The sequence below is a fragment of the Kineothrix sp. IPX-CK genome (genome assembly GCF_039134705.1).
Classification (GTDB): domain Bacteria; phylum Bacillota; class Clostridia; order Lachnospirales; family Lachnospiraceae; genus Kineothrix; species Kineothrix sedimenti.
This window is the reverse complement of sequence record NZ_CP146256.1, coordinates 85,178-109,095: the sequence shown is the minus strand read 5'-3', so window position 1 is coordinate 109,095 and position 23,918 is coordinate 85,178. Positions and strand designations below refer to the sequence as shown.

Genomic DNA, 23,918 nt, shown 5'->3' with positions numbered 1-23,918 from the left:
ACTACCGTATAAATTAGACCTATAGAACCTGAAAAATTATGAATAGCAAAAAACTTAATTAAATGGTATGATTTAGAATTATGATGTAAAATAAATATACCAATCTATTAGAAGTTCATCAGAGTAATATAATGCGCAGTTGAATAGTGATAGTGTGAAAACTATGAAGAAATATATATGAAGGGATTAATATTTAAATGAATAAGTTATTATTGAAATTTGTTAATTTGTTGCCTGAACCTTTAATAATCGAATTTGTCAGGTTTTATGTTGATTTTGAGATGAAAAAACATGCAAGATTAGATGTAGCAGGTCTTGAAAACTTAAACTGTGATTTTAAAAGACCATATTTATTTATATGTAATCATTTAAGTAATTCTGATGGATTATTATTGAATAAAGTTCTGGAAAAAGAGAAAATCATCTTTATAGCTGGAAAAAAGCTAGAATCTAATTCTCTGACTAATTTAGGTTTTAAAATTGTCAGGTCAATACCAATATTGCCGAATTCACCTGATAAAGATGCAATCAAAAAAGTCATTGGTGTCATAAAAGAGGGTAACAGCATTTTAATATTTCCTGAAGGAACACGGAGCAGAACAGGGAAGATGCTTGAAGGAAAAAAAGGAATCTTGCTATTTGCAAAGCTTACCGATGCTCCAATAGTACCAATAGGTATTTGGGGTACGGAGAGATTTATGCCTATAAAAGAAGACATGAGTCAAGAAGTATTTCATGATGCTGATATAAATATAAAAATAGGTAAAGTCTTCCATCTGCCCCCAAAAAGTGATGATGAGACCAAGGAGCACTGGGAAACCAATTGTTTAAATTATATTATGATGAGAATTGCTGAGCTTTTGCCAAAAGAATATAGAGGTTTTTATGATGATATAACATAAACCAAAAAGACTGTATCCGAACTCCTCTTGTTCGAACCAGTCTTCTAAAGTGAGACATCGGGGATTCGAACCCCGGACAACTTGATTAAAAGTCAAGTGCTCTACCAACTGAGCTAATATCCCATTTCTATATTTTAAACCCAAACTACACAGTACTTATTAAGCTTGTCCACAACTCGAAAAAATGATGCCCAGAGCCGGAATCGAACCAGCGACACGAGGATTTTCAGTCCTCTGCTCTACCAACTGAGCTATCTGGGCACTAAATAGCGGGGACAGGATTTGAACCTATGACCTTCGGGTTATGAGCCCGACGAGCTTCCAGACTGCTCCACCCCGCGTTATTCAATTAATCATTGATTGTATAATTATATGCAATCACTTGGTATTTTTATACCAAATGGATGGAGGTGGATTCGAACCACCGAAGCAATTTGCAGCAGATTTACAGTCTGTCCCCTTTGGCCACTCGGGAATCCATCCATATTAAATATTCATTACATTGACAGAAGTCTTTCGTTGAGCTCCTATCAACAGCCGATGATCGGACTCGAACCGATAACCTGCTGATTACAAATCAGCTGCTCTGCCAATTGAGCCACATCGGCAAAATGGGACCTATAGGGCTCGAACCTATGACCCTCTGCTTGTAAGGCAGATGCTCTCCCAGCTGAGCTAAGATCCCCTAAAAACAATATACAATTCTAACGACCCGGATGGGACTCGAACCCACGACCTCCGCCGTGACAGGGCGGCGCTCTAACCAACTGAGCCACCAGGCCACAATAGTACAAACATAAACGTTTGCACCCTCAAAACCGAATACCAACAGGCTTCTTCCCTTTCGGAAATCTACCTACTACAGGTGTTGTTCACCTGTCACTCTCTCCTATCTCTTCCATCCGTTTCTTTCCTGTCTCTTATGAGCGTCTTATGAGTGTCTTTTACTCATTACTCATTATGAGTGTTCTTTACTCATTAACCAGCCTTACAAGGATAAGCCCTCGACCGATTAGTACTTATCAGCTACACGCATTGCTGCGCTTCCACCTTAAGCCTATCTACCTCGTACTCTCCAAGGGGTCTTAATACAAAGCAAGCTTTGTATGGGATATCTCATCTTGAGGGGGGCTTCACGCTTAGATGCCTTCAGCGTTTATCCCTGCCGGACTTGGCTACTCTGCCATAGGTCTGGTACCTAACAGATACACCAGCGGTCCGTCCATCCCGGTCCTCTCGTACTAAGGACAGCTCCTCTCAGATATCCTACGCCTGCGCCGGATAGGGACCGAACTGTCTCACGACGTTCTGAACCCAGCTCGCGTACCGCTTTAATGGGCGAACAGCCCAACCCTTGGGACCTACTACAGCCCCAGGATGCGATGAGCCGACATCGAGGTGCCAAACCACTCCGTCGATGTGAACTCTTGGGAGTGATAAGCCTGTTATCCCCAGGGTAGCTTTTATCCGTTGAGCGATGGCAATCCCACGTTATACCACCGGATCACTAAGTCCTAGTTTCCTACCTGCTCCACCCGTCGGTGTCGCAGTCAAGCTCCCTTATGCCTTTGCACTCTGCGAATGGTTTCCGACCATTCTGAGGGAACCTTTGAGCGCCTCCGATACCCTTTCGGAGGCGACCGCCCCAGTCAAACTCCCCGCCAGACATTGTCCCGGGACCAGATTCATGGCCCTCGGTTAGAAATCCAATACTGCAAGGGTGGTATCCCAACATTGGCTCCATGGAGACTGGCGTCTCCACTTCATTGCCTCCCACCTATCCTGTACATACAGCATCGAATCCCAGTATCAAGCTGGAGTAAAGCTCCATGGGGTCTTTCCGTCCTGGCGCAGGTAACCAGCATCTTCACTGGTACTTCAATTTCACCGGGTGCATTGTCGAGACAGCGCTCAAATCATTACGCCTTTCGTGCGGGTCGGAACTTACCCGACAAGGAATTTCGCTACCTTAGGACCGTTATAGTTACGGCCGCCGTTTACTGGGGCTTAAATTCAAGGCTTCGGTTGCCCTGACCTCTCCTCTTAACCTTCCAGCACCGGGCAGGCGTCAGCCCATATACTTCACCTTTCGGTTTTGCATAGACCTGTGTTTTTGCTAAACAGTTGCTTGAGCCTATTCTCTGCGGCCCCATTTCTGGGGCACCCCTTCTCCCGAAGTTACGGGGTCATTTTGCCGAGTTCCTTGACAATGCTTCTCCCGCCGGCCTTAGGATTCTCTCCTCATCCACCTGTGTCGGTTTACGGTACGGGTACATAATGAACAATAGCAGCTTTTCTTGGCACATGGCTTGCATGCTTCGCTACTTTATTTCGCTCCGCTTCACGCCTTTGGATTGAGAAAGGGATTTGCCTCTTCCTCTCCTACCTCGCTTGCACCGGTCTTTCCTTTCCCGGCTCATGCGCTCCACATGCGTCCCTACAGTTCTGTCATTATGCAGTACAGGAATCTCCACCTGTTGTCCATCGGCTACGCATTTCTGCCTCGCCTTAGGCCCCGACTTACCCAGAGCAGATCAGCTTTACTCTGGAATCCTTGGATATTCGGCCAAGAGGATTCTCACCTCTTTCTCGCTACTCATTCCGGCATTCTCTCTTCCTGACGCTCCACGGCTCCTTACGGTACCGCTTCCCTGCATCAGCAATGCTCCTCTACCAATCATACGAATGTATGATTCCTAAGCTTCGGTGTCGTGTTTCAGCCCCGGACATTTTCGGCGCAGGACCTCTCGACTAGTGAGCTATTACGCACTCTTTGAATGTGTGGCTGCTTCTGAGCCAACATCCTAGTTGTCTTTGAAATCCCACATCCTTTTCCACTTAACACGCACTTTGGGACCTTAGCTGTAGGTCTGGGCTCTTTCCCTTTTGACTGCCCAACTTATCTCGTGCAGTCTGACTCCCATATAACATCTTCACGGCATTCGGAGTTTGATAACCTTCGGTAAGCTTTGACGCCCCCTAGGGTATTCAGTGCTCTACCTCCGCAAGACTCTTTATGAGGCTAGCCCTAAAGCTATTTCGAGGAGAACCAGCTATCTCCGGGTTCGATTGGAATTTCTCCCCTATCCACACCTCATCGCCACCCTTTTCAACGGATGTGCGTTCGGTCCTCCATTGCCTTTTACGGCAACTTCAACCTGGACATGGATAGATCACCCGGTTTCGGGTCTGCACATACTGACTCAACCAACATAGTTGGTTTTGCGCCCTATTAAGGCTCGGTTTCCCTTCGGCTCCACACCTTAAGTGCTTAACCTTGCCAGTATGCACAACTCGCCGGACCGTTCTACAAAAAGTACGCGGTCCCACCTTAACGTGGTCCCACAGCTTGTAAACACAGGGTTTCAGGTTCTCTTTCACTCCCCTCCCGGGGTCCTTTTCACCTTTCCTTCACAGTACTATGCGCTATCGGTCACTGAGGAGTATTTAGCCTTACGGGGTGGTCCCCGCTCTTTCCCACAAGGTTTCTCGTGTCTCGTGGTACTCTGGATACCGCTCTGTCTGGTCTGGTTTCACGTACGGGGCTCTCACCCTCTCTGGCTGGTCTTTCCAGGACCATTCCGTTACCTTTCCTGAATCAGTTGATGCGGTCCGAACCCCGGAGTGCACGCACTCCGGTTTGGGCTCCTTCCGGTTCGCTCGCCGCTACTTCGGAAATCACTGTTGTTTTCTTCTCCTCCGGCTACTTAGATGTTTCAGTTCACCGGGTTCCCTTCCTTACGCTATGGATTCACGCAAGGATACATAAGGTCTTCTTATGTGGGTCTCCCCATTCAGATATCTGCGGATCATAGGATATTTGCTCCTCCCCGCAGCTTTTCGCAGCTTATCACGTCTTTCTTCGGCTCTCAGTGCCAAGGCATCCACCCTGTGCTCTTTCTTGCTTAACCTGTTCTCGTCCCTCTAGCGTGAGGAACGCAGGCTGGTCTGCTGTCTGCGAGCTTTCGCTCGTTCAGCGACTGACTTTCGTCAGACTTTTGTCTCTAACATTTATAAATACAAGTGTCCTTCACTTTTACAAGTGTCCTTCACTTGTTGCCCATCCTTTCGGATGGACCTCGGATGTCTTTGATACTTGATTGTTTTTCGGTATTCGGTTTTCAAGGTGCAAATTTGTCTATTATGACACTTGACTGTTTTATCAGTCATTAAAAACCAAAATAATAGTATTTTAATCTTTAATCACTGGTAAAACCAGCTACAAAACGCTTTCGCATTTTATATTTATATATGAAAGCCTTACGGCTTTATTTACATAAGGAATCTGGCAGCCACCTGCTCTCCCATGCCGTCTCCAGCATAGTACCATCGGCCGCTTAAGTCTTAACCTTCGTGTTCGGGATGAGAACGGGTGTCTCCCCTAAGCGCATCGCCACCAGAATCTTCGCGTTAATGAATCTGATTAAAATCAGATCGGGATTGCAAATGTAAGGACAAACGGATGGGAGAACTCGTTTTCCCAGACTTTTTTTCTTACATTTATTAGCGTCTTCGACGCGGCCGAGAGGCTATGCCTCGAGGTGCAATCCTTCCAGAAGGTACACATCTCTCAGGGCGAACCCTTTCCACATGTTCCTTCTTTGCTATTCCCTGTCTTTTTAACAGGCAATACCTTTCCTTAACAGCTAAACAGTAATACAACCCCTACTTCTTCTTCCTTAGAAAGGAGGTGATCCAGCCGCACCTTCCGATACGGCTACCTTGTTACGACTTCACCCCAGTTATCAGACCTGCCTTCGGCTGCTCCTCCCCTTGCGGGTTAGGTCACAGACTTCGGGCATTTCCGACTCCCATGGTGTGACGGGCGGTGTGTACAAGACCCGGGAACGTATTCACCGCGACATTCTGATTCGCGATTACTAGCGATTCCAGCTTCATGTAGTCGAGTTGCAGACTACAATCCGAACTGAGACGTGTTTTTTGGGATTTGCTCCAGGTCACCCCTTCGCTTCCCTCTGTTCACGCCATTGTAGCACGTGTGTAGCCCAAATCATAAGGGGCATGATGATTTGACGTCATCCCCACCTTCCTCCGGGTTATCCCCGGCAGTCTCTCTAGAGTTCCCATCTTACTGCTGGCTACTAAAGATAAGGGTTGCGCTCGTTGCGGGACTTAACCCAACATCTCACGACACGAGCTGACGACAACCATGCACCACCTGTCTCTGGTGCCCCGAAGGGAATAGGATGTTACTCCTACGTCACCAGGATGTCAAGACTTGGTAAGGTTCTTCGCGTTGCTTCGAATTAAACCACATGCTCCACCGCTTGTGCGGGTCCCCGTCAATTCCTTTGAGTTTCATTCTTGCGAACGTACTCCCCAGGTGGATTACTTATTGCGTTTGCTGCGGCACCGAAGGTTTAATAACCCCCGACACCTAGTAATCATCGTTTACGGCGTGGACTACCAGGGTATCTAATCCTGTTTGCTCCCCACGCTTTCGAGCCTCAACGTCAGTTACAGTCCAGTAAGCCGCCTTCGCCACTGGTGTTCCTCCTAATATCTACGCATTTCACCGCTACACTAGGAATTCCACTTACCTCTCCTGCACTCCAGCCGGACAGTTTCCAAAGCAGTCCCGGGGTTGAGCCCCGGGCTTTCACTTCAGACTTGCCCTGCCGTCTACGCTCCCTTTACACCCAGTAAATCCGGATAACGCTTGCCCCCTACGTATTACCGCGGCTGCTGGCACGTAGTTAGCCGGGGCTTCTTAGTCAGGTACCGTCATTTTCTTCCCTGCTGATAGAGCTTTACATACCGAAATACTTCTTCACTCACGCGGCGTCGCTGCATCAGGGTTTCCCCCATTGTGCAATATTCCCCACTGCTGCCTCCCGTAGGAGTTTGGGCCGTGTCTCAGTCCCAATGTGGCCGGTCACCCTCTCAGGCCGGCTACTGATCGTCGCCTTGGTAGGCCTCTACCCCACCAACTAGCTAATCAGACGCGGGTCCATCCTGTACCACCGGAGTTTTTCACACTGTCTCATGCGAGACCGTGCGCTTATGCGGTATTAGCACCTATTTCTAAGTGTTATCCCCCGGTACAGGGCAGGTTGCCCACGCGTTACTCACCCGTCCGCCACTAAGTACCTAAGCTTCCATCCGAAGACTTCCGCTTAATTACTCCGTTCGACTTGCATGTGTTAGGCACGCCGCCAGCGTTCATCCTGAGCCAGGATCAAACTCTCATGTTCAAAAGTTCTCTCCGATCCAAGATTAACTTTGGCTAATCTTTTCCCGTAGTCATTCCGGGCTTTCCCGCTCTTTACGAGCTTCCTCTTCCCGTTACGACTTTTACTGTTTTTTAGGTTGCATCCTTTCGGATGCCGTTCTCTGAATTTTCATTCATGATACTGCATGTTCCCCTTCCGGGGCATGCTCTCATTTAAGAATTTTCAGGGTTGCATTACTGTTTATTTGTCAAGGTTCATCGGTTCATAATTTCTAATCTTTGTTTTGTCTTTCGCTCAGACGCAACTTTGATATAATATCATATGCGGTTAGCTAAGTCAATACTTTTTTTAATTATTTTTTATGAACTTGTCCGCCATCTCTCAACGGTGGATTTTTATTATATCACTGCTTGCTTATATATGTCAACCTATATTTTCAATCAATTTCATCAATTTTTCAAACAAATCTGACTATATCTATAAGGCTAAGGAATTTTCAATCTTCAAAACCCGCTTTTATACAACCGGATTTTAAGTTCTTCCTTGCAGTGCTTCGTTAGTGTACCCAAAATATTGGCAAAAGTCAATATCTTTTTTACATATATTTTATATTTTTATGATTAGGTTATTATAGGAGATAAATCTTGAAAACGGATAAGTGTATAGGATAACCTCCCAGCTATTCATATCCGGACCTGAATGCAACGTCCATAATCTTTGTATCTATAGTTTCTATATATTATAGCAATTCCTGCAGATGCCCGGCGACGTATATATTCTACTCACCAAGAGATGAACCACACACTATGATCTTCAATAAAGTAAATTGCTTTTGGGATGCAGTTTATCGTGTCCATCCGTTCACCTTTCGTCTATCTAATAGTATAAAATAATTACTCAAATTGCAGAATCAATCTGTCATCATAAAATCTGCCCATTCATACAGATAATCTTTATGGTGCTCTCGCCAATAATATATTCGCTTAATATATTGTTGCTTACGGTCCTCAACAATCCGCTTGCATTCTGGTATGCCATAGTGTCTAATTATCGCTGTTAAATCATAGATTGGAAATCCAATAGCATGTCCATTTGCATGAACTACGCCGCAGGCTTGTCCAATGGCATGGCATAACGCTATATCTTCAAGAGAGTCTATTTCCTTTGCCACTGCGTGAGCCTGCAAAATCGCACGCTTCGCCACGGGCATTTTTACTTTACCGGAAGCCCAGTCTTTTGAGGTCAGCACAGCAGATTCGAGTCGCTTTTCGTTTGGATAATGTTCAAACATCTTCTGAACAGTTTCATCGGCAAATTCAAACGCCCATAAGACCATTGTCCGATGATTTTGTTCTTGAATCAATGCTCCTAAATCGGCCAAAAATTCATTGTCTTTAGCAAAAAGAACCTGATTTTTTCTGTTAACCCTGTTTTGCACTTCGTTAATCCAATTCATATCTTTCTCCTTTGGCAGATGAATTGTTATCTATCTATACGCTCAATAAATAATCAGCCTTTTTCAATTATAGTTTATCGAAAAACAAAAAGAAACAGACAAATTTGTCTGTTTTTCTGGAGAAATAGTTCATAAAAGATTTTTATTATCAAACGGAGAATCCGGAATCTAGCCCATAAAGTAGAATTTAGTAATTTTGCATTTATGCTCGATTAACGACGGCTTTGAAATTTCCCTGAAAGAGTAGCTTCCTGCAAAATATGTCCGTTGATATTTGCAATAAGATCTCGTTTTCTGCAGCTTGCAGCTAAATCTAGCTTGCTGTCCAAAATATAAACAGTAAACACATATGTATGGATAGACTTAAGCGGTGGTTTGGGACCTTTATATCTGTTTCTTCCATAGGCAACTCCCTGTACAGCTCCGCCTAAACTGTCCACAAATTTACCAGAAGGTATCCCTTCCGGAATAATCTCGCGTATGGGAATATTCCATATTACCCAATGGTTATAGTTTGGAAAAATCGGATGCGATGCATCATCGAAAGTGATTGCAATAGATTTTGCATTCGGAGCAATACCGCTTATTTCAAAATCTGGAGATAAATCTTCTCCACGAGCAGAGTACTTAACAGGTATCCACATACCGTCATTGAACGCATTACTCTTGATTCTTAATGTTTTCATACGAATGTTCTCCATTATTACTATAAACAAAAACCGGCACTGAAAACCTACGCACGGTTAACCATTATCATTCCTATTCCTAATTACGTGGACAGGCATTTCTCAACATTAATTTATTATACCAAACGGCGCTATCAAGTACAATGAAATTACCAACATACTTACTGAATTGCAATATTGAGAAAATTATAGCAGATAAGTAAGAATACGATATTTGGGGCATTACTTATAATGATGGGAGTATGCTTATATTTTTTATAAATATATATTGATTTACACCAAGAAGTCTATATCGATCACCTTTACAGAAAAATATATTAAAATAAAAAATAAGGACATGCAATTATGGAAATGGGAAATGAATTATTTAATACCATAACAGAATACTTAATACTTAGCGAAAAACCTTCTGATTATCTAAACCGGTTATTTAATTCAGAGGATTTCAAGCAATGGCCCTTTTCCATGTTAAGGAGGTTAAAGGACACTGAACAATCAAAAATCCACCATCCCGAGGGAAATGTCTGGAATCATACGATGCTGGTATTGGATGAAGCTGCCGCAGTGAGAGAAAACAGCAGTGATCCAAAGGCATTCATGTGGGCAGTCTTGCTGCATGATATAGGGAAACCAGATACCACCAGAATAAAAGGGGAAAAGATTACTGCCTACAATCACGATAGCGTAGGAGCTGACTTATCAAAAGAATTTCTGGAGGCGGTTACATCTGAACAAGATTTCATTGTAAAGGTATGTATGTTGGTTAAATATCACATGCATATGCTTTATATTTTAAAAGACCTCCCGTTTAGTGATAAAAAGGGGTTGATTTCAAGCGTTGATATTAATGATATAGCATTATTAGGGTATTGTGACCGATTAGGCCGGGAGGCTGCTAACCGTAATAAGGTTATGGAGGAATATCGGAGATTTTATTCTATGCTGGAAACTATGGAGAATGAATAAAGAAAATACTTATTAGCCGAATAAAAGCTACAAACTCATCCACAAAGCGGGGCGTACACCACCGTCGCGTTCCGGGCCAAAGCTACGGAAGAAGACACTGTTGCCATTGATACCTACGCAGCCGCCCGGGCTACCGTGGATATACGCGGCAACCCTATCAATGCGACCGGGCGACCGTAGCCACCACCAGTAGTCATACCCCTTAAACTTTGCGATTCGCTTACTGTTGTTTTCGTCTTTGTTTTGAAACCAATAATTTTGCTTTTTGCTTCGATTTCGCAATTTTTCGCTGCTGTCTCCGAAATATCTGCATACCACATCTTCAATGTCTAATAAAAATATGCTATCTTGTGTATCTTCTCCACCATTTGTACCAAACCACGGATTATCCGAATTTTTATTTGTCACTGTAAGGATTCTTGATTTACTGACTTCCATAAATTTATCATGAAATTCACCGTTAAGATATTTTCTTAATTCACAGTCAGCCCATGTTATATCTTTATAACTATCATGGTAAGGGCGTTTTTCTACTATATCTTCGGTTATAATCAAAGCCGCATTGCTTTTTACATCAAGCACGCGCCATTCGTATCGGTCAAATATTATTCTATCTCCCGCCTGCATGTATACCTCCCGTATTTGATATAAATAATCTTTACTCTCATTAATGCCATAATAAGTGCCTGGCGTTATACTAATTCGGAAATTACCCTTCCCAAACATACTTCATGGAACTAAAATGATATAAATAAAAAGAGACGGACAAATTTCTTATCGAAATTCGCCCGTTTCTTTAACGGAGAAAGAGGGATTTGAACCCTCGCGCCGCGTGAGCGACCTACACCCTTAGCAGGGGCGCCTCTTCAGCCTCTTGAGTATTTCTCCATAGCCTGAACCAAATCACGTGAAATCTCTTATCAAAAACTATTCACGTTTATCGGATATTAAATTCCGCGTTTAATGATAACGCAAATGTTATTATACCTAAGGGAATTTTGTTTGTCAATAATATAATTCCATTTCTTTTTTTATATTATATAGGATTACAATACATATGTTACAAAACTAAATAATAAAAAGCGAGAATACCTTTTTGTGTTATATTTAAGTCACCACAACAAAAACCTACACAAAGGAGCGTATTCTCGCATGGCTAGTATAACACAGGATATGAGGTATCGTCTATCTCTCATTCATTACGCGGATAAGTATGGTGTCTCCAAGGCCGCTGTCAGATATAAGACCAACAGACAGTATATTTATCGTTGGAAACGTCGTTTTGATGGTTCTATCGAATCCCTTAGGGACCGTTCCAGAAAACCTCACCATCACCCCAACCAGCATACCGATGCCGAAAGGAAGCTCATTTCGGATATGCGCAGACGCAATCCAGATGCCGGACTGGTCGTCCTTTGGGTCAAGCTCATGCAGCGGGGATACTCCCGCTCCATCCCCGGACTCTATCGCTTCCTGAGAAAACAGGGCATTCTGGCACGAAGACCTCCAAATCCCAAGTACATCCCTAAGCCTTACGAAGCCATGAGCTATCCCGGACAGCGCATCCAGATCGACGTCAAATTTGTCCCTTCTGTCTGCCTGACAGGTGATGCCAAAGGGAAGCGTTTTTATCAATACACAGCCATCGATGAATTCTCCCGATGGCGTTTCGTGGAAGCCTTTGAAGAACACAGTTCTTATTCTTCCTCACAGTTTTTGGAGCACCTGATCAAAGCATTTCCCTTACCCATCGAGTGTGTGCAGACCGATAATGGGCAGGAATTCACCAAGCGGTTTGCTTCTTATGGTGGTTGCGATAAACCGACTCTTTTTCAGGTAAGGCTACAGCAGCATGGCATCCGTCATAAGTTGATCCGTCCCTTCACTCCAAGACATAATGGGAAGGTAGAGCGCAGCCACAGAAAAGACAATGAACGCTTTTATGCCACCCATCGATTCTACTCATTGGAGGACTTTGGCAGACAGTTAAAGATCTATAACACAAGGGATTATAACCGCTTTCCCATGAGGCCCCTTGGATGGAAATCTCCCGCAGAGATATTAAAGAATTATTTACGGTCACTGTAACATATGTTTGACAAACCTACAATAATTCCATTTCTTTTTTTATATTATCTATATGTGTCCGGCTATTACCTCTTCTATACGGCGTTTCACTTCTGCCGCTATTTCCATCGTCTTCATATCCTTATATTCTTCATAATACATCGGGGGGAGATATATGATTTTCACAGTTAACGGTTTTATCGATTTCTCGTCAAACGGCTTGAATGCATCCACCAGTGCGCAAGGTACTATCGGACACTTTGCCTTCTGGGCACTTTTAAAGCTTCCGCCCTTAAAATTCAACAGCTTATTGCCCTCACGGCTTCTGGTGCCTTCCGCAAAAATAAGAAAGTTTTTTCCGGCTTTTACCTCTTCCGTAACCTGCTGTATGACCTTCATCGACTGACGGATATCATCTCTGTCCATGGCGATGGAGCCGAGAGCTTTCGTTACCTGTTTGAGCAATATGACATTCTTTGCTTCCTTTTTAATAACGAAAGCGAAAGGAACCGGGCAAGATTCCAAAAATGCCAGCACATCATACAACCCTTGGTGGTTAGGGAAGAATATGAACCCGTTCTCCCTGGGTATATTTTCCAGACCGAAAGATTCTATCTTGACTTTTCCGGCCCTGTTTGCTGCTATGGTCGTCTTCTTCACGACAGCATATGCCTCTTCATAAGTTTTCTTGCTGCTTTTCCCATACCACCATATTTGCAAAAGATAAAAAGGCACTTTCAAAAACAATCTTAAGACCATCATCATAATTCTATACATACTATCTTCTTCCTGCCTTTTATATTTAAGGATTATAATTCTTTATACTTTTCCAATGCCGTCTCGTATAAGTTGCTGCCTTCCGAATCGATTACAACAATAACGGGAAAATTCTCTACCTGCAATTCACGAATAGCTTCTGTACCGAGATCTTCGTATGCAATTACCTTTGAGCTTTTAATAGATCGCGACAGAAGTGCTCCTGCGCCTCCCACCGCCGCAAAATATACTGCTCCATTACGTAAGATTGCTTCTCTGACCGCTTCCGTCCGCTTACCCTTCCCGATCATCCCTTTCAATCCTCTATCAAGAAAATCCGGAGTATACTTATCCATACGGCTTGCCGTAGTAGGCCCTGCGGAACCGATGGATCTGCCCTCACGTGCCGGTGACGGCCCCATGTAATATATGATATTATTCGTGAGATTTATGGGAAGTTCCTTTCCTTCCTCCAAAGCTTCATACATTCTCTTATGGGCGGCATCCCGTGCAGTATAAATAGTTCCGGTAATATAAACGTAATCTCCGGCTCTCAGCTCTTTTGCCGTTTCGCTGCTTATTGGCGCATTTATATACTTATCCATTATATCCACAATCCTCTCACTCTATTTAAGCGATACTCAACAGCTTCTAAATAATTCTCACCGCATGCCTGTTTACATGGCAGCAAATATTTACAGCTACCGGAAGTCCGGCTATATGTGTTGGATAGGTGTCTATATTGACCGCAAACGCGGTGGTGCTCCCTCCTAGTCCTCCGGGGCCGATTCCGGTCTTGTTGATCTTTTCAAGCAGCTCTTCCTCCATTTCCTTTATATAAGGAATATCCGAGCGTTTGTTCACCGATCTTGTGAGCGCCTTCTTCGCCATCAGGGCACACTTTTCAAACGTACCTCCAATTCCCACACCCACTACCATAGGCGGACATGCGTTCGGACCTGCGTCTTTTACAGCAGTCAGTATTGCCTCCTTTACTCCATCTATACCGTCGGAAGGCTTTAACATGAACACGCGGCTCATGTTCTCGCTGCCAAATCCCTTTGGAGCCACTGTAATCTTCACTTCTTCTCCCGGTACAATTTCATAATGAATCACTGCCGGCGTATTGTCCTTTGTATTCTCACGAATCAAAGGGTCTTTAACCACCGATTTCCTTAAGTAGCCTTCTTCATATCCTGATTTCACGCCTTCGTTGACCGCATCCTCTAAAACGCCGCCTTCGAAATGAACCTCTTGACCAATCTCCATAAAAATAACCGCCATTCCGGTATCCTGGCAAATGGGAATCATATCCTTTGCCGCAATCTCAAGGTTTTCTTGTAACTGGCATAAAACCTGCCTGCCCAAAGGTGCCTTTTCTGAAGACGATGCCTCGTTCATTACTGTCTTCATATCCTCCGGCAAATAATGATTGGCCTCTATACACATTTCTTTTATACTATCCGCAATAACAGACACTTGTATCGTTCTCATAAGTCAACCCTTCAATTATTCAACGATTCTTTTTCGCACTTCATCAAGCTCTTCTTCCGAGGGCTTCATCGCTTTCCATCCTAACGTCTGTCCGTCGTCCTTGTAGCGGGGAATCAGATGCAGGTGAAAATGGAATACCGTTTGGCCTGCCGTTTCTCCATTGTTCTGTACCAGATTAAAACCATCGCAGTTTAGCTTCCCGGACATTCCGGTCGCCAGCTTTTTAGCAAGCACCATAACCTTTGCTGCCGCTTCGTCCGGCAATTCATATAAATCGCGGTAATGGTTCTTCGGCAAAATGAGCGCATGTCCTTTGGTAGCCGGCCCCAAATCCAAGATTACCTTAAATTCTTCATCCTCATAGATTTCCTTCGACGGAATATCTCCGTTCGCTATTTTACAAAAAATACAGTTGTCATCTCTCATACCTATATTCGCACTCCTTTCAGCGGTTGCCTGCGCCCTAAAAATAACGATGCAGAGTTATTAAAATACAAAAATATGATCCAAAGTACGAAGCACCTTAAAATCGCCCTTCAGCTTCATCACCCCGGACATAAATGCCCTTTGAAATGTCATCCTAGCATAAATAATATCATCCAATATCTGAGAGTTTAGCTGCAATTCCACATCCGCATGATCCACGGTGCCGTAAGAGCATTGCAAGTCCGCATTTTCCACCTTAATAATCAGATGTTTCTTCCTCCCTTCGATAACGATTCTATATACGGCGTGAAAGCCAGGCTGAGGGCTGAAGCTTTGCTTGAATTTATCGATGACCTCTACGCTTTCTTCTCCGTCCGCATTATCTATCAGATTTCTGAAAATACTGGTAAGTTCCTGAATATCCTCCTTCTGCCTCTGCACATATCTGTCGTCGGAGGCATACTGAGAAAGCTGCTCCGTTTCCTGCGGAGTCAAATCCATCTGGACCCGCGATACCGCCTGCTTAATCGCCTGATTACTGGCGGGCAGGCTAGCCATTTTCTGATTTATTGTCCGATACATATTTTCCGCTTTTTTTTCTATTAAAGCAACATATTCCGCATTTGTCTCCAGTAAGGAGGTATCCGCTATGTAGCCGCATATGCCGCTGCAAGGGCGCCCTCCAAGGATCTCCCATGCGGAGGTCAGATTAAGCTTTCCTTCCCTCTCTCCGTATGTAGTAGACATCACGATAGGGCACATATATATACTGCTTATCTTCTCCTTGTCAGCATATAGCCAGCAGGAATCCAGGAATTGCTGCATATACCCGCCAATCCCATACCATTCCACAGTAGTGGCAAGAATAATGCCGTCTGCTTCTTTCAACGTTTGAGGCAATGTAGTAATACTGTTTTTAAGCTCGAATAAATTGAAGCGCTCCACTTTAACCCGAAGTTCCTCCAGCACCTGCTGTATTTTATTAATTACAAATAGGGTTGGATCATCGATTAATCCCCTGCCGCCGTAATAGATGTTAATTTTCATGTAAAAACTTTCCTTTCCTTAAAAGCCTCCGCGGGCTGCATCTTCGTTACTCTTTGTCCGAAATTTGCCCGAAGATAAAAGCCATATTATAAATGCAGTTCCTACACCACTTAAAAATCCGCCGATATGAGCCGCATTATTTATATTTGTCCCTACAAATCCGCTGTATAGGGAATAAAATATCATAAACAGCAATCTGCTCAGTGTAATCTGTTCCAAATGTCCCTTATGGATGAGTACCAGAAACAACAGTGCACCTATCACTCCGAATATAGCACCACTGGCCCCTGCCGACATCGCATAATTGCTGGTATATAATTCATAACTCATGGACAGGAGATTTCCAAAGATTCCCGACACAAAATATATAACTATATACTTCACATGTCCAAAATGCTTTTCCACCACTTCCCCCAAGTAATAAAGCACCAGCATATTACTTACCAAATGATTGATATCCCAGTGCAAAAATATGCAGGAAAGAATACGATAATACTCTTTGCCGGAAAAAAAGTCGGCAACACTGAATGCCCCTATATTATATAACAAATCACCGGTGAATGTACATATTAGAAAAATAACGATGTTTATGATTACCAAGGAAATTGTGATAAAAGGAAGCTTTTTGTAGCCCTGCTTAGGCGGCACTTCCTCCCGCGGCTCCTGCCATGCAGCTTCGGGAAGATGCGACAGCCAATATTCCAGCTTACCGCGCATTCCGTAAAAGTCGCTGACTTGATTTTCATATACAATCAGCCGCTCATGAAAAGGATCTATAATCCAGCATAAGGAATCGTCTTTGCACAATTTCTTTGCCTTCACATAATCTGTACACAAAATTAAAGATAAAATATGAATATTCGTAATCCCCTTTTCTACGAAAAGTTCATCTATCTTTTTCTTTATATGCGTATACTGGTCCTCCGAAATATATAACTCATTTCTGTAATCAATGATATGGAAAACATTCACATAATTATTTTCCATATGAAAATAAAATGTAAATTCCGGCAGATTGGATGGAATTTTATTATAGCCTTCTCCGGTCAGAAAAAGCTCTAGCTGCTCTCTTACCATAATGTCTCCCGACTATTATAATATTTAGGAAGCCAAAAATCACACTTCCCAATCAATAAATAATGTCATTTGGCAAAACGAGCGCTTCCGCTCGTTTTAATATTATACTATGGTAAAGGGTAACATTTTCAAATATTTGTGTCAACGAATTTAATAAGATGAATCTGGACTACCGATAGCAAAATGTCATTTTCCCAAATCTTATCTCATCTCCTGCTTCTATGCCTGCCGTTTCATTCGGCTCCAGGCGAAGCCCGTTCTTGAAGGTGCCGTTTGTTGAATTGAGATCCGTTACGTATATATTTTCTCCCTCCTTCGTAAATCGTGCATGTATTCTGCTTATTGAACTGTCCTTAATGACGAAATCCACACTCCCCGCCATCTTTCCTACCGTACAGGGCAGCTCATTTAAATCAATATGATATTTATTTCCTTTATTTGTTCCATATAATTTATTTTCTATGCTGTATAAGGATGCCTCTATAAAAACAGTGCTTCCATAAATAGTCTCCTTTTCTTTTCCACTTTCTGATGAGTCCTCCCTTTCTTCCTTCTGTTGAAAATAATCATCTACTGTCATATATTGCTGCGGCTCTTCATTTTCTTCCTTTCCGGTTTTTCTTCCCCCATAATCTCTTCTTCCTCTGACAGGTACCATAATAAGTGATAATAGTAAAAACGAAGAAATAATAACAAGCGTTATTATACCGGCTACTGTCAATACTGATTCTTCTATTGATAATACACAAAAATATCGAATGCATAAAACACCCACCATTGCACCTATACAAAGAATTAGTAAAATTCCGGAAATAATCATGTTGCTCTTTGCCAATGTGCTGTCTTCTTCGTTCTCATCTGTAACACACTCCTGTGCCTCCTGGTTAAGCCAATCCCTGCATAGTGATCCATTCTGTTCATTTGTGCATGATTCCGTTTGGATGCTGCTCGTTTCCTCAGTATCTTTTATTACTGGGCCATTCTTAATTTCCTGATTTGCAGCACCATAATCGACAGGCTCATGAAATAAATTCATAATCTCCGGCAATACAAAGTTTTCATCCTGCATCTGCTCATATATTTTATAGATTATCTGTACCGTTTTTTCACTTTCCCTATCTGCCTTTTCAAGTAAAAATTCGGCTAGCGGCATTATCGGTGTATCTCCGTTTCCCGGATAATACACAAAAAAGAATTCTTCTCCTTCAGGATTTACATAAATATATTCCGGGGAAAGCAAAAGGCGATTATCCTCAAGCAGATATTCCCTCACTTCCTTTGAGGCCTCAAGAAGGTATTCGAACAATTGAAACATCCGCTCATACTTCATTCCTCCTCGTTCATAAAAGTTTTTTATACTTTGCCTTGAGCTTATCTCATAATAAAAATGAACCTCATCATCTATATTTCTAATAATGCATGGAAGAAGGCGTTTCATCTTATTCCCTGTAATCATTTTATTTTGATATTCACTTTTTTCCTCAACTTCTGTGTTTCTCAAAATTAAATAATTATGGCTTAAATCTTTATAATATTTAGCATCCACCGCAACCACTTAACTAATCCTCCTCCATATCTTGCATTCTTTTCCATGCTTTTTTCATAAGTCGGATCTTTCGAATATATTCTACGGGGTCGTTTCTCTCCGCCTGGCCTGCAGCCGTTAGCACCCATCCGTTAACAGTTCCTCCTTCCAGCTTTACCGTGACTTTTTTATTGCTCACCTCCAAGCTTTTTTCAAGTAGTTTCATTCCTATATATTTATTGCCGAACTGATCCTTAGCGGATTCCTCTATATATCCCTGCACGGCGTTCCCATCCGCCTCTCTTTGTATGCTTCCTCGAAATGCCAGAAGGTACGCATCCTGAGAAAGAATACATCTGTTATAGAGAAAAAAAGAAATATATAATAAAAGCGCCATCAAAAGAATAACCGAAGGCATGATCATAGCCGCCTCTACCGTCATGTATCCTCTCATTCCTTTCTTAAAAAAATCAGACAAAGAATACGACCCCCAATCCCGCAGCAAGAAATGGCATAAAAGGCATTCGGCTTTTTCCTCTCACCTTTTTAAACACGAGCAGAACGAGTCCGACAACTGCCGACAGAAAAAGTCCTGCCAAAACGACAAATACACATTCCACAAAACCGAGCAGTACACCTAACACGAGGACTACAAAGCCGTCACCATATCCTATGCTTTCCTTTGTACAAAGGCTGAGCCCCAGCATCGCCGCCCCAGGAATCAAGGAATACAGGACTGAATATAGTTCAGGCTTTTGTGCAATTGCCACGGCAATTAAGGATAAAATCCCAAAAGCCACGATGATAAAAATCGGTATTTCCTTCTTTCTTATGTCAAAAATACAACATATTGCTATAAAAGCTGCCGCCATATACCCCATATCTATTTTCATTTATATTAATAACCATGCCTTTCTCATAGCCTGCAAACTTTGGGCCATATTTGCAAGCATAATAAATTATGCTGTGAAAAATTCATTTTTCACATTACTCTCCTTTTCCTTACCGTCGTCTGGCAATAACACACACGGGCGTATAAGGCCTTGTCAGGCGATGGTATTCTTATTTGATAATTATGAAACTTGTAACCTTTGTTAACTTTTATCCGCATTTGGAACATTTTCCCTTTCCCCCTGCTTCAGATAAATGAACGGTATAAATCGTCCGTTTTAATCCGGAACATTTCAGAGAGTTATGGTACCGGTTTCCCTGCATGGTAATATACAGAACTGCTTGAATCCCACCTTTGCCGCATCTTTCGCATGCATAATATTTTTCTCCCTGCTCATTGCGTATGTTATCCTTTTCGAAGGCAGAAATCATATTTATGGAGGGACACAGATATGTACAGCTCCTCGACATGTGGTATACCACGCCGGTTTCAGCAATGAACACAATTGGGTCCTCTTCCTGTCCGCCTTGTCCGTTTTCTACATCATACCCGGTCCAGGCCCGTCCGTAATATCTATTTTCCATAGGAAAATCAGGGAATCCGATTATTCCGATAAGCGGCTTCACTTTATAGGAGGCAATTAAATCAATAATATCATTCTCCTTCATAATGGAAGAATTGACAAAGTGCAGCCCTGCTGTCCCTGAGGAAAGACAAGTATTATCCAGATAGTCCGCTCCGAGCAAACTAATTACCCTGCCCCTCGCATACCCCTCCGATATAACGATCGAACTTATGTCATCGGAAAACGAGGACCCTTGCACTTCCATATTCTTATAAACATATCCGCAAAAGGCCATTTGATTTCCGGTCTGATGTACGGCCCCCGCGATATTCCCATGGAGCCGGAGCATATCGAAGACAACCAAGACATTTATCATGAAAAACAGAAAAAAGGGGACTGCAAGCGCCGCTTCCACCGTCATGCTGGCCTTGCAGCTTAAGGAGGGGAAGAACGATATCCTTTTTTTGGATTTCTTTTTGAATAACAAGCGTATGTTATTTAGAATTGCAGATGAGAACCTTGCCCGGAGAATTGCTTGATTTTTGATATGATTATAGTTTTTTGCTTTATTTACCCAAAAAAAGGACACCGTTTTTCCCCTCCTTATCGCATAATTTGTTTACAGGCAATCAATTATAGCCATATCTTTTTCTTATGTCGAAGTGATAGCCAAATCCGCTGGAAATCGAAATATCGGCCAGGAAGCTGTCAAAGCAAGCATCCATTCTAAAATAAATGTTACCGGGCGTCATGCGTATGTCCATTTCCATAATGTCCATGGTACGCAGCTTTTTCGTATCATCATTTTCCAAAGACAACATAATTCTTAAGTAATCTACATAAGTGGGTCCGTTTTCCCCTTTATTCTCATCTTGTATGGCTCCGCTGAAATTCACCACACTGTCAATATCTGTTTTCCAATCCGCGCTTGTCTTTAGTATTGGTACCTTACCACCATTTAAAAGGCACCTCACGTCATATAGGCTCTCTATATATGCCCATGCAAATAAAATGGAATATTTAACCGGTTCGGTCAGCGCAGGAACCTGCAAGACTGCCGTCAGACTAAGAGCCAGAGTTCTGGCCTGTGTACACTTTTCAGAATCCGACAAAATATAAATTACATTGGAGACCTCCCGCCAAGTCAAAAGCCGCTTTGCTATACTTTCCAAATTCTCCTTATCAGATGCTTTTCCTTCAAGGATATATTCAATCTGATATTTCAGCAGAGATTTATCCAATTCCTCTCCATACCTGCTGCATTTTTCAATTAAATACTCATCGAATAAAAGATTATTGACCACTCCGCCTACGCTTGGGCCTTCCGGCGAAGGCCCCGTCCCTTTATATATGGCCCTATGGGATATGTAGTCCTTTGTATGAATGGCTGTGCTCGATAGCAAAGTGGTATCCTTCAATACCAGCGAGAGGATACCGCCTGCTCTAAATGAATTTACTTTATCCGCAGGATTATTAAGTGGTATTTCTACTTCCTCATCATTTTCATTTATTTCCTTAGGAAGCTCTATAGCATCTATCTGCTCCTGAATATTGTTCCTCTCCCCTTCTATATTTCTCGTATCCAATCCGAGCCCTTCTAATAAAGAGATATCTTCCGATATACGGCCAACCACTTCTGAAAGCATTCCTTCCGCTGTACTTTCTTTCATGTAGGCTAGGGCTTGCCCTTTCATCACATCACCGTTATTGTCCGAGGCGATGGCATATTCCGAAAGAACAGCCTTGTCCACAGACAGCAACAGCCAGTCCCGCACATTGGCAGGTCCTTGTTCCCCGGCAGTAAAATTTTTCTGCATATAATTTCTGAGGTGCTGTGCGGACTTTTCCACAGAAGGGGATGCGGTTCCATATGAGCTATCCACAAAGAGCAAATCATATTGCTCCAAAAGTTCTCTGTGAAATTCCGCCAACACACTATTCATCCCTATATCCGCTACACATTCGCTTTCCATCCGGATCGTATTGATTCTTGCTCCTTCAGCTAATGTCAGTATGAGGGAGAGGAGAAGTATAAGGGAGAGCGAAAGATATACTGTAAGATAACCGCTTTTCGCGGGTTGGCCGTATTTCATGAGATAATTGTATTACTGTCTTCACTAATCTTATTAAAGACATTCGACACCAGGGCTTGAAGCTGCTTTTTAAAAATGATCACAAGACCAATTAAAACCACTAAAATCAATATAATTTCTACCGTTCCCAGTCCATCTTCCTCCCAAATAAAATTTTTAAAGTTCTTTAATTTTCTTTCCATATTCTTCTCCCTTTCATATTTTATAATTTTTAATCTCTGCTTATATATATTTTGTTCTTATTCACGCCTTTGTCGATTTAACAATTAAATGGAAAAAGAAAAGTAAGCGGGCACAATAATGAGTACCATTACAATACCAAGCATAAGCATCATCGGAAACAATAGCTTTGTTCCTGCCTCCTCTCCTATCTTTTTAGCCGTATTCTTTCTCTCTTCAAAAGCATTTGCCGCTTCCTGGCGCAAAGCCGTTAATATTCCATTGCTGCCTTTTCTTAGATTTTGTATCAAAATATTGCTGAGCTTTGTATACTGCGGCAGGCGGCATCGCTTACCAAAATTCTCATATGCCGATGTTTCTGAGATTCCATTATCCAATTCATAGCAGGTTATAAGCATTTCCTCGTATATATAACGAAAAATACTTTCCTTCCTATAGTCATATGCGATTTTGCAAAAGGCGTTGCGTATTGTCATCCCGGCCCCCATATAAAGGGTAAGCTTACTTATAACGCCCGGATAGTCCAGCAGCATTTGACGGTTTCTTTGTTCTGCTTTTTCTTTCAAATCCCTGTCCTGAAGGAAATAAATGCACACGGCTCCTAAGCACACAAGAAGGAATAAATAGCCGCTGCCGTCATTCTTTATTTCCGTCCATTGCAGTTTTATATTTCCCACCGTATCGGGCAATTGCATTTGCTGTTCTTTGCCATACAGCTCCTCCTGTTCTTTTAATGCTTCATAAATCTTTTTTGTTATTGTCTCTTCCTTGGAGTAAGACGGAGGCAGTATCCGGACAGCAAAGACGTGTTCCTCTCTGTAATCTTCATAGGTGAGTGCGGCCGTAAGATTTACCATTTCTCCGTTCTTCTCCACTTGTTCATTGACAACAATACCGTCCGTATATACCAACTCGTAGTTGTCGCTTTCCCAGGAAATCTGAAAAGGATACCCGTCTATTTTCCGCACCAGATTGAGCTTACTCCTTATCTCCTCCTGAGAAGAGTTGCTGCCCAGCATGATGCCCGGAAGAAGCTTTGAGACTTCTTCTGCAAGTGTCTGCAGCTCTTCCCTTTCATACTTGCGTTCATGAATAGTCAAACGGAATTCCTGACTGCTTTCCTCCTCTCCCTCCGCGATTTTTGCCTGTAAATCAGCCTCAATACTTCCTTCCCCGTAAGTATTCCTCTGTATATACCTCCCGTCCGTCAATATTCCTTCGTTTTGGCTGTTTAAACTTAAGATTACTGCAGACACATCCCCAATAAAAATTAAAAGAAGTACAAGACTGATTTTGCGGACATAATATCTATCCACAAGACTGTTATAGGAATCGCTCTTTTTCTTTCCCATCGCCTCTTTTGGATGCAGCATTTCCAAATGACTTTTTGTTTTATTAGGGAAAAAAGGCTTTTTACCATAACATTTCTTATATATGTACATTCCCATTTCTTCAAAAGGAGTTCTCTTATGTCGAGCTTCCTTTTCTCTATATCTTGTAGAAATGAAGAATAAGGCAATATAAAGAATCAATACTGCTGCGTAAACGACCAACATTTTTATTATTCTCCCTTCAAAGCTGAAAACTTTTTC

20 protein-coding genes, 8 tRNA genes and 3 rRNA genes are annotated in these 23,918 nt (G+C 42.6%); 4 read left to right on the top strand and 27 right to left on the bottom strand.

Translation table 11 applies throughout. From position 1 onward, the window contains the following. Positions 1–197 precede the first annotated feature (197 nt). The gene (locus tag V6984_RS00575; RefSeq protein ID WP_342757884.1) at positions 198–902 is read left to right on the top strand and encodes a lysophospholipid acyltransferase family protein; all 705 of its coding nucleotides are present in this window, start codon (positions 198–200) and stop codon (positions 900–902) included. Between the two features lie 50 nt (positions 903–952). On the opposite strand, the gene V6984_RS00570 is transcribed toward V6984_RS00575, so the two are convergent. The 12 genes from V6984_RS00570 to V6984_RS00515 all read right to left on the bottom strand — a co-directional run bounded on the left by V6984_RS00570 (position 953) and on the right by V6984_RS00515 (position 9,238). After that, a tRNA-Lys gene (locus V6984_RS00570) sits at positions 953–1,025 on the bottom strand. 65 nt (positions 1,026–1,090) lie between these two features. Next, positions 1,091–1,163 (bottom strand) — tRNA-Phe (locus tag V6984_RS00565). Positions 1,164–1,169: 6 nt separating this feature from the next. Further along, positions 1,170–1,243: transfer RNA gene (locus tag V6984_RS00560), tRNA-Met, on the bottom strand. Between the two features lie 60 nt (positions 1,244–1,303). Then, positions 1,304–1,385: transfer RNA gene (locus V6984_RS00555), tRNA-Tyr, on the bottom strand. Between the two features lie 52 nt (positions 1,386–1,437). After that, a tRNA-Thr gene (locus V6984_RS00550) sits at positions 1,438–1,510 on the bottom strand. A gap of 4 nt (positions 1,511–1,514) precedes the next feature. Further along, positions 1,515–1,587, bottom strand: a tRNA-Val gene (locus V6984_RS00545). A 23-nt stretch (positions 1,588–1,610) separates the two neighbouring features. Continuing rightward, positions 1,611–1,684 (bottom strand) — tRNA-Asp (locus tag V6984_RS00540). A 210-nt stretch (positions 1,685–1,894) separates the two neighbouring features. Next, positions 1,895–4,813 (bottom strand): 23S ribosomal RNA (locus V6984_RS00535). Positions 4,814–5,185: 372 nt separating this feature from the next. Beyond that, positions 5,186–5,303, bottom strand: a 5S ribosomal RNA gene (gene rrf, locus V6984_RS00530). Between the two features lie 282 nt (positions 5,304–5,585). Beyond that, positions 5,586–7,117 (bottom strand): 16S ribosomal RNA (locus V6984_RS00525). The 16S, 23S and 5S rRNA genes sit together here with 7 tRNA genes alongside, the layout of an rRNA operon. A gap of 889 nt (positions 7,118–8,006) precedes the next feature. Next, a complete protein-coding gene (locus V6984_RS00520) occupies positions 8,007–8,552 on the bottom strand; it encodes a putative immunity protein (protein ID WP_342757883.1) in 546 nt (181 codons plus the stop codon). Between the two features lie 212 nt (positions 8,553–8,764). Further along, positions 8,765–9,238, bottom strand: coding sequence for a YbhB/YbcL family Raf kinase inhibitor-like protein (locus V6984_RS00515; RefSeq protein ID WP_342757882.1), 474 nt, complete (start codon positions 9,236–9,238; stop codon positions 8,765–8,767). A gap of 351 nt (positions 9,239–9,589) precedes the next feature. On the opposite strand from V6984_RS00515, the gene V6984_RS00510 reads away from it, so the two are divergent. Further along, on the top strand, positions 9,590–10,204 hold the full coding sequence (locus V6984_RS00510) for an HDIG domain-containing metalloprotein (protein ID WP_342757881.1): 615 nt from the start codon (positions 9,590–9,592) through the stop codon (positions 10,202–10,204). A 27-nt stretch (positions 10,205–10,231) separates the two neighbouring features. Here the strand turns inward: V6984_RS00510 and V6984_RS00505 are convergent, their stop codons facing one another. Continuing rightward, on the bottom strand, positions 10,232–10,831 hold the full coding sequence (locus tag V6984_RS00505) for a DUF6273 domain-containing protein (protein ID WP_342757880.1): 600 nt from the start codon (positions 10,829–10,831) through the stop codon (positions 10,232–10,234). A 173-nt stretch (positions 10,832–11,004) separates the two neighbouring features. Beyond that, positions 11,005–11,092: transfer RNA gene (locus V6984_RS00500), tRNA-Ser, on the bottom strand. A gap of 264 nt (positions 11,093–11,356) precedes the next feature. On the opposite strand from V6984_RS00500, the gene V6984_RS00495 reads away from it, so the two are divergent. Beyond that, positions 11,357–12,292, top strand: a complete 936-nt coding sequence (locus V6984_RS00495; RefSeq protein WP_342756820.1) for an IS481 family transposase — start codon at positions 11,357–11,359, stop codon at positions 12,290–12,292. Positions 12,293–12,340: 48 nt separating this feature from the next. On the opposite strand, the gene V6984_RS00490 is transcribed toward V6984_RS00495, so the two are convergent. The 10 genes from V6984_RS00490 to V6984_RS00445 form a co-directional block, all read right to left on the bottom strand. Further along, positions 12,341–13,048 (bottom strand): lysophospholipid acyltransferase family protein, encoded by a 708-nt coding sequence (locus V6984_RS00490; protein ID WP_342757879.1) that lies wholly within the window; start codon positions 13,046–13,048, stop codon positions 12,341–12,343. 32 nt (positions 13,049–13,080) lie between these two features. Then, positions 13,081–13,632 (bottom strand): Fe-S-containing hydro-lyase, encoded by a 552-nt coding sequence (locus V6984_RS00485; protein ID WP_342757878.1) that lies wholly within the window; start codon positions 13,630–13,632, stop codon positions 13,081–13,083. A 46-nt stretch (positions 13,633–13,678) separates the two neighbouring features. Then, positions 13,679–14,521 carry a fumarate hydratase gene (locus V6984_RS00480; protein WP_342757877.1) on the bottom strand — a complete coding sequence of 281 codons (843 nt, stop codon included), beginning with the start codon at positions 14,519–14,521 and terminating at the stop codon, positions 13,679–13,681. A 15-nt stretch (positions 14,522–14,536) separates the two neighbouring features. Next, a complete protein-coding gene (locus V6984_RS00475) occupies positions 14,537–14,947 on the bottom strand; it encodes an HIT family protein (RefSeq protein WP_342757876.1) in 411 nt (136 codons plus the stop codon). 60 nt (positions 14,948–15,007) lie between these two features. Beyond that, the gene (locus V6984_RS00470) at positions 15,008–15,994 is read right to left on the bottom strand and encodes an SCP2 sterol-binding domain-containing protein (protein ID WP_342757875.1); all 987 of its coding nucleotides are present in this window, start codon (positions 15,992–15,994) and stop codon (positions 15,008–15,010) included. 18 nt (positions 15,995–16,012) lie between these two features. Then, positions 16,013–17,071, bottom strand: a complete 1,059-nt coding sequence (locus V6984_RS00465) for a rhomboid family intramembrane serine protease (protein ID WP_342757874.1) — start codon at positions 17,069–17,071, stop codon at positions 16,013–16,015. A gap of 169 nt (positions 17,072–17,240) precedes the next feature. After that, positions 17,241–18,626: a DUF6382 domain-containing protein gene (locus V6984_RS00460; RefSeq protein WP_342757873.1), complete on the bottom strand. Its 1,386-nt coding sequence runs from the start codon at positions 18,624–18,626 to the stop codon at positions 17,241–17,243. Between the two features lie 4 nt (positions 18,627–18,630). Next, on the bottom strand, positions 18,631–19,074 hold the full coding sequence (locus V6984_RS00455) for a TadE family protein (RefSeq protein WP_342757872.1): 444 nt from the start codon (positions 19,072–19,074) through the stop codon (positions 18,631–18,633). Next, a complete protein-coding gene (locus tag V6984_RS00450) occupies positions 19,067–19,489 on the bottom strand; it encodes a prepilin peptidase (RefSeq protein ID WP_342757871.1) in 423 nt (140 codons plus the stop codon). The genes V6984_RS00455 and V6984_RS00450 overlap by 8 nt, the downstream gene beginning before the upstream one ends. Positions 19,490–19,697: 208 nt before the next feature. Then, entirely contained in the window at positions 19,698–20,429 is a 732-nt protein-coding gene (locus V6984_RS00445) for a hypothetical protein (protein WP_342757870.1), read from the bottom strand. On the opposite strand from V6984_RS00445, the gene V6984_RS00440 reads away from it, so the two are divergent. Next, complete coding sequence (locus V6984_RS00440; protein ID WP_342757869.1) at positions 20,428–20,592, top strand: hypothetical protein; 165 nt, start codon at positions 20,428–20,430, stop codon at positions 20,590–20,592. The two genes, V6984_RS00445 and V6984_RS00440, sit on opposite strands and share 2 nt — an antisense overlap. A 90-nt stretch (positions 20,593–20,682) precedes the next feature. Here the strand turns inward: V6984_RS00440 and V6984_RS00435 are convergent, their stop codons facing one another. The 3 genes from V6984_RS00435 to V6984_RS00425 all read right to left on the bottom strand — a co-directional run bounded on the left by V6984_RS00435 (position 20,683) and on the right by V6984_RS00425 (position 23,882). After that, positions 20,683–22,146, bottom strand: a complete 1,464-nt coding sequence (locus V6984_RS00435; RefSeq protein WP_342757868.1) for a DUF5702 domain-containing protein — start codon at positions 22,144–22,146, stop codon at positions 20,683–20,685. Next, a complete protein-coding gene (locus tag V6984_RS00430) occupies positions 22,143–22,328 on the bottom strand; it encodes a Flp1 family type IVb pilin (RefSeq protein WP_342757867.1) in 186 nt (61 codons plus the stop codon). The genes V6984_RS00435 and V6984_RS00430 overlap by 4 nt, the downstream gene beginning before the upstream one ends. 84 nt (positions 22,329–22,412) lie before the next feature. Further along, entirely contained in the window at positions 22,413–23,882 is a 1,470-nt protein-coding gene (locus tag V6984_RS00425) for a type II secretion system F family protein (RefSeq protein ID WP_342757866.1), read from the bottom strand. Between the last annotated feature and the right edge of the window lie 36 nt (positions 23,883–23,918).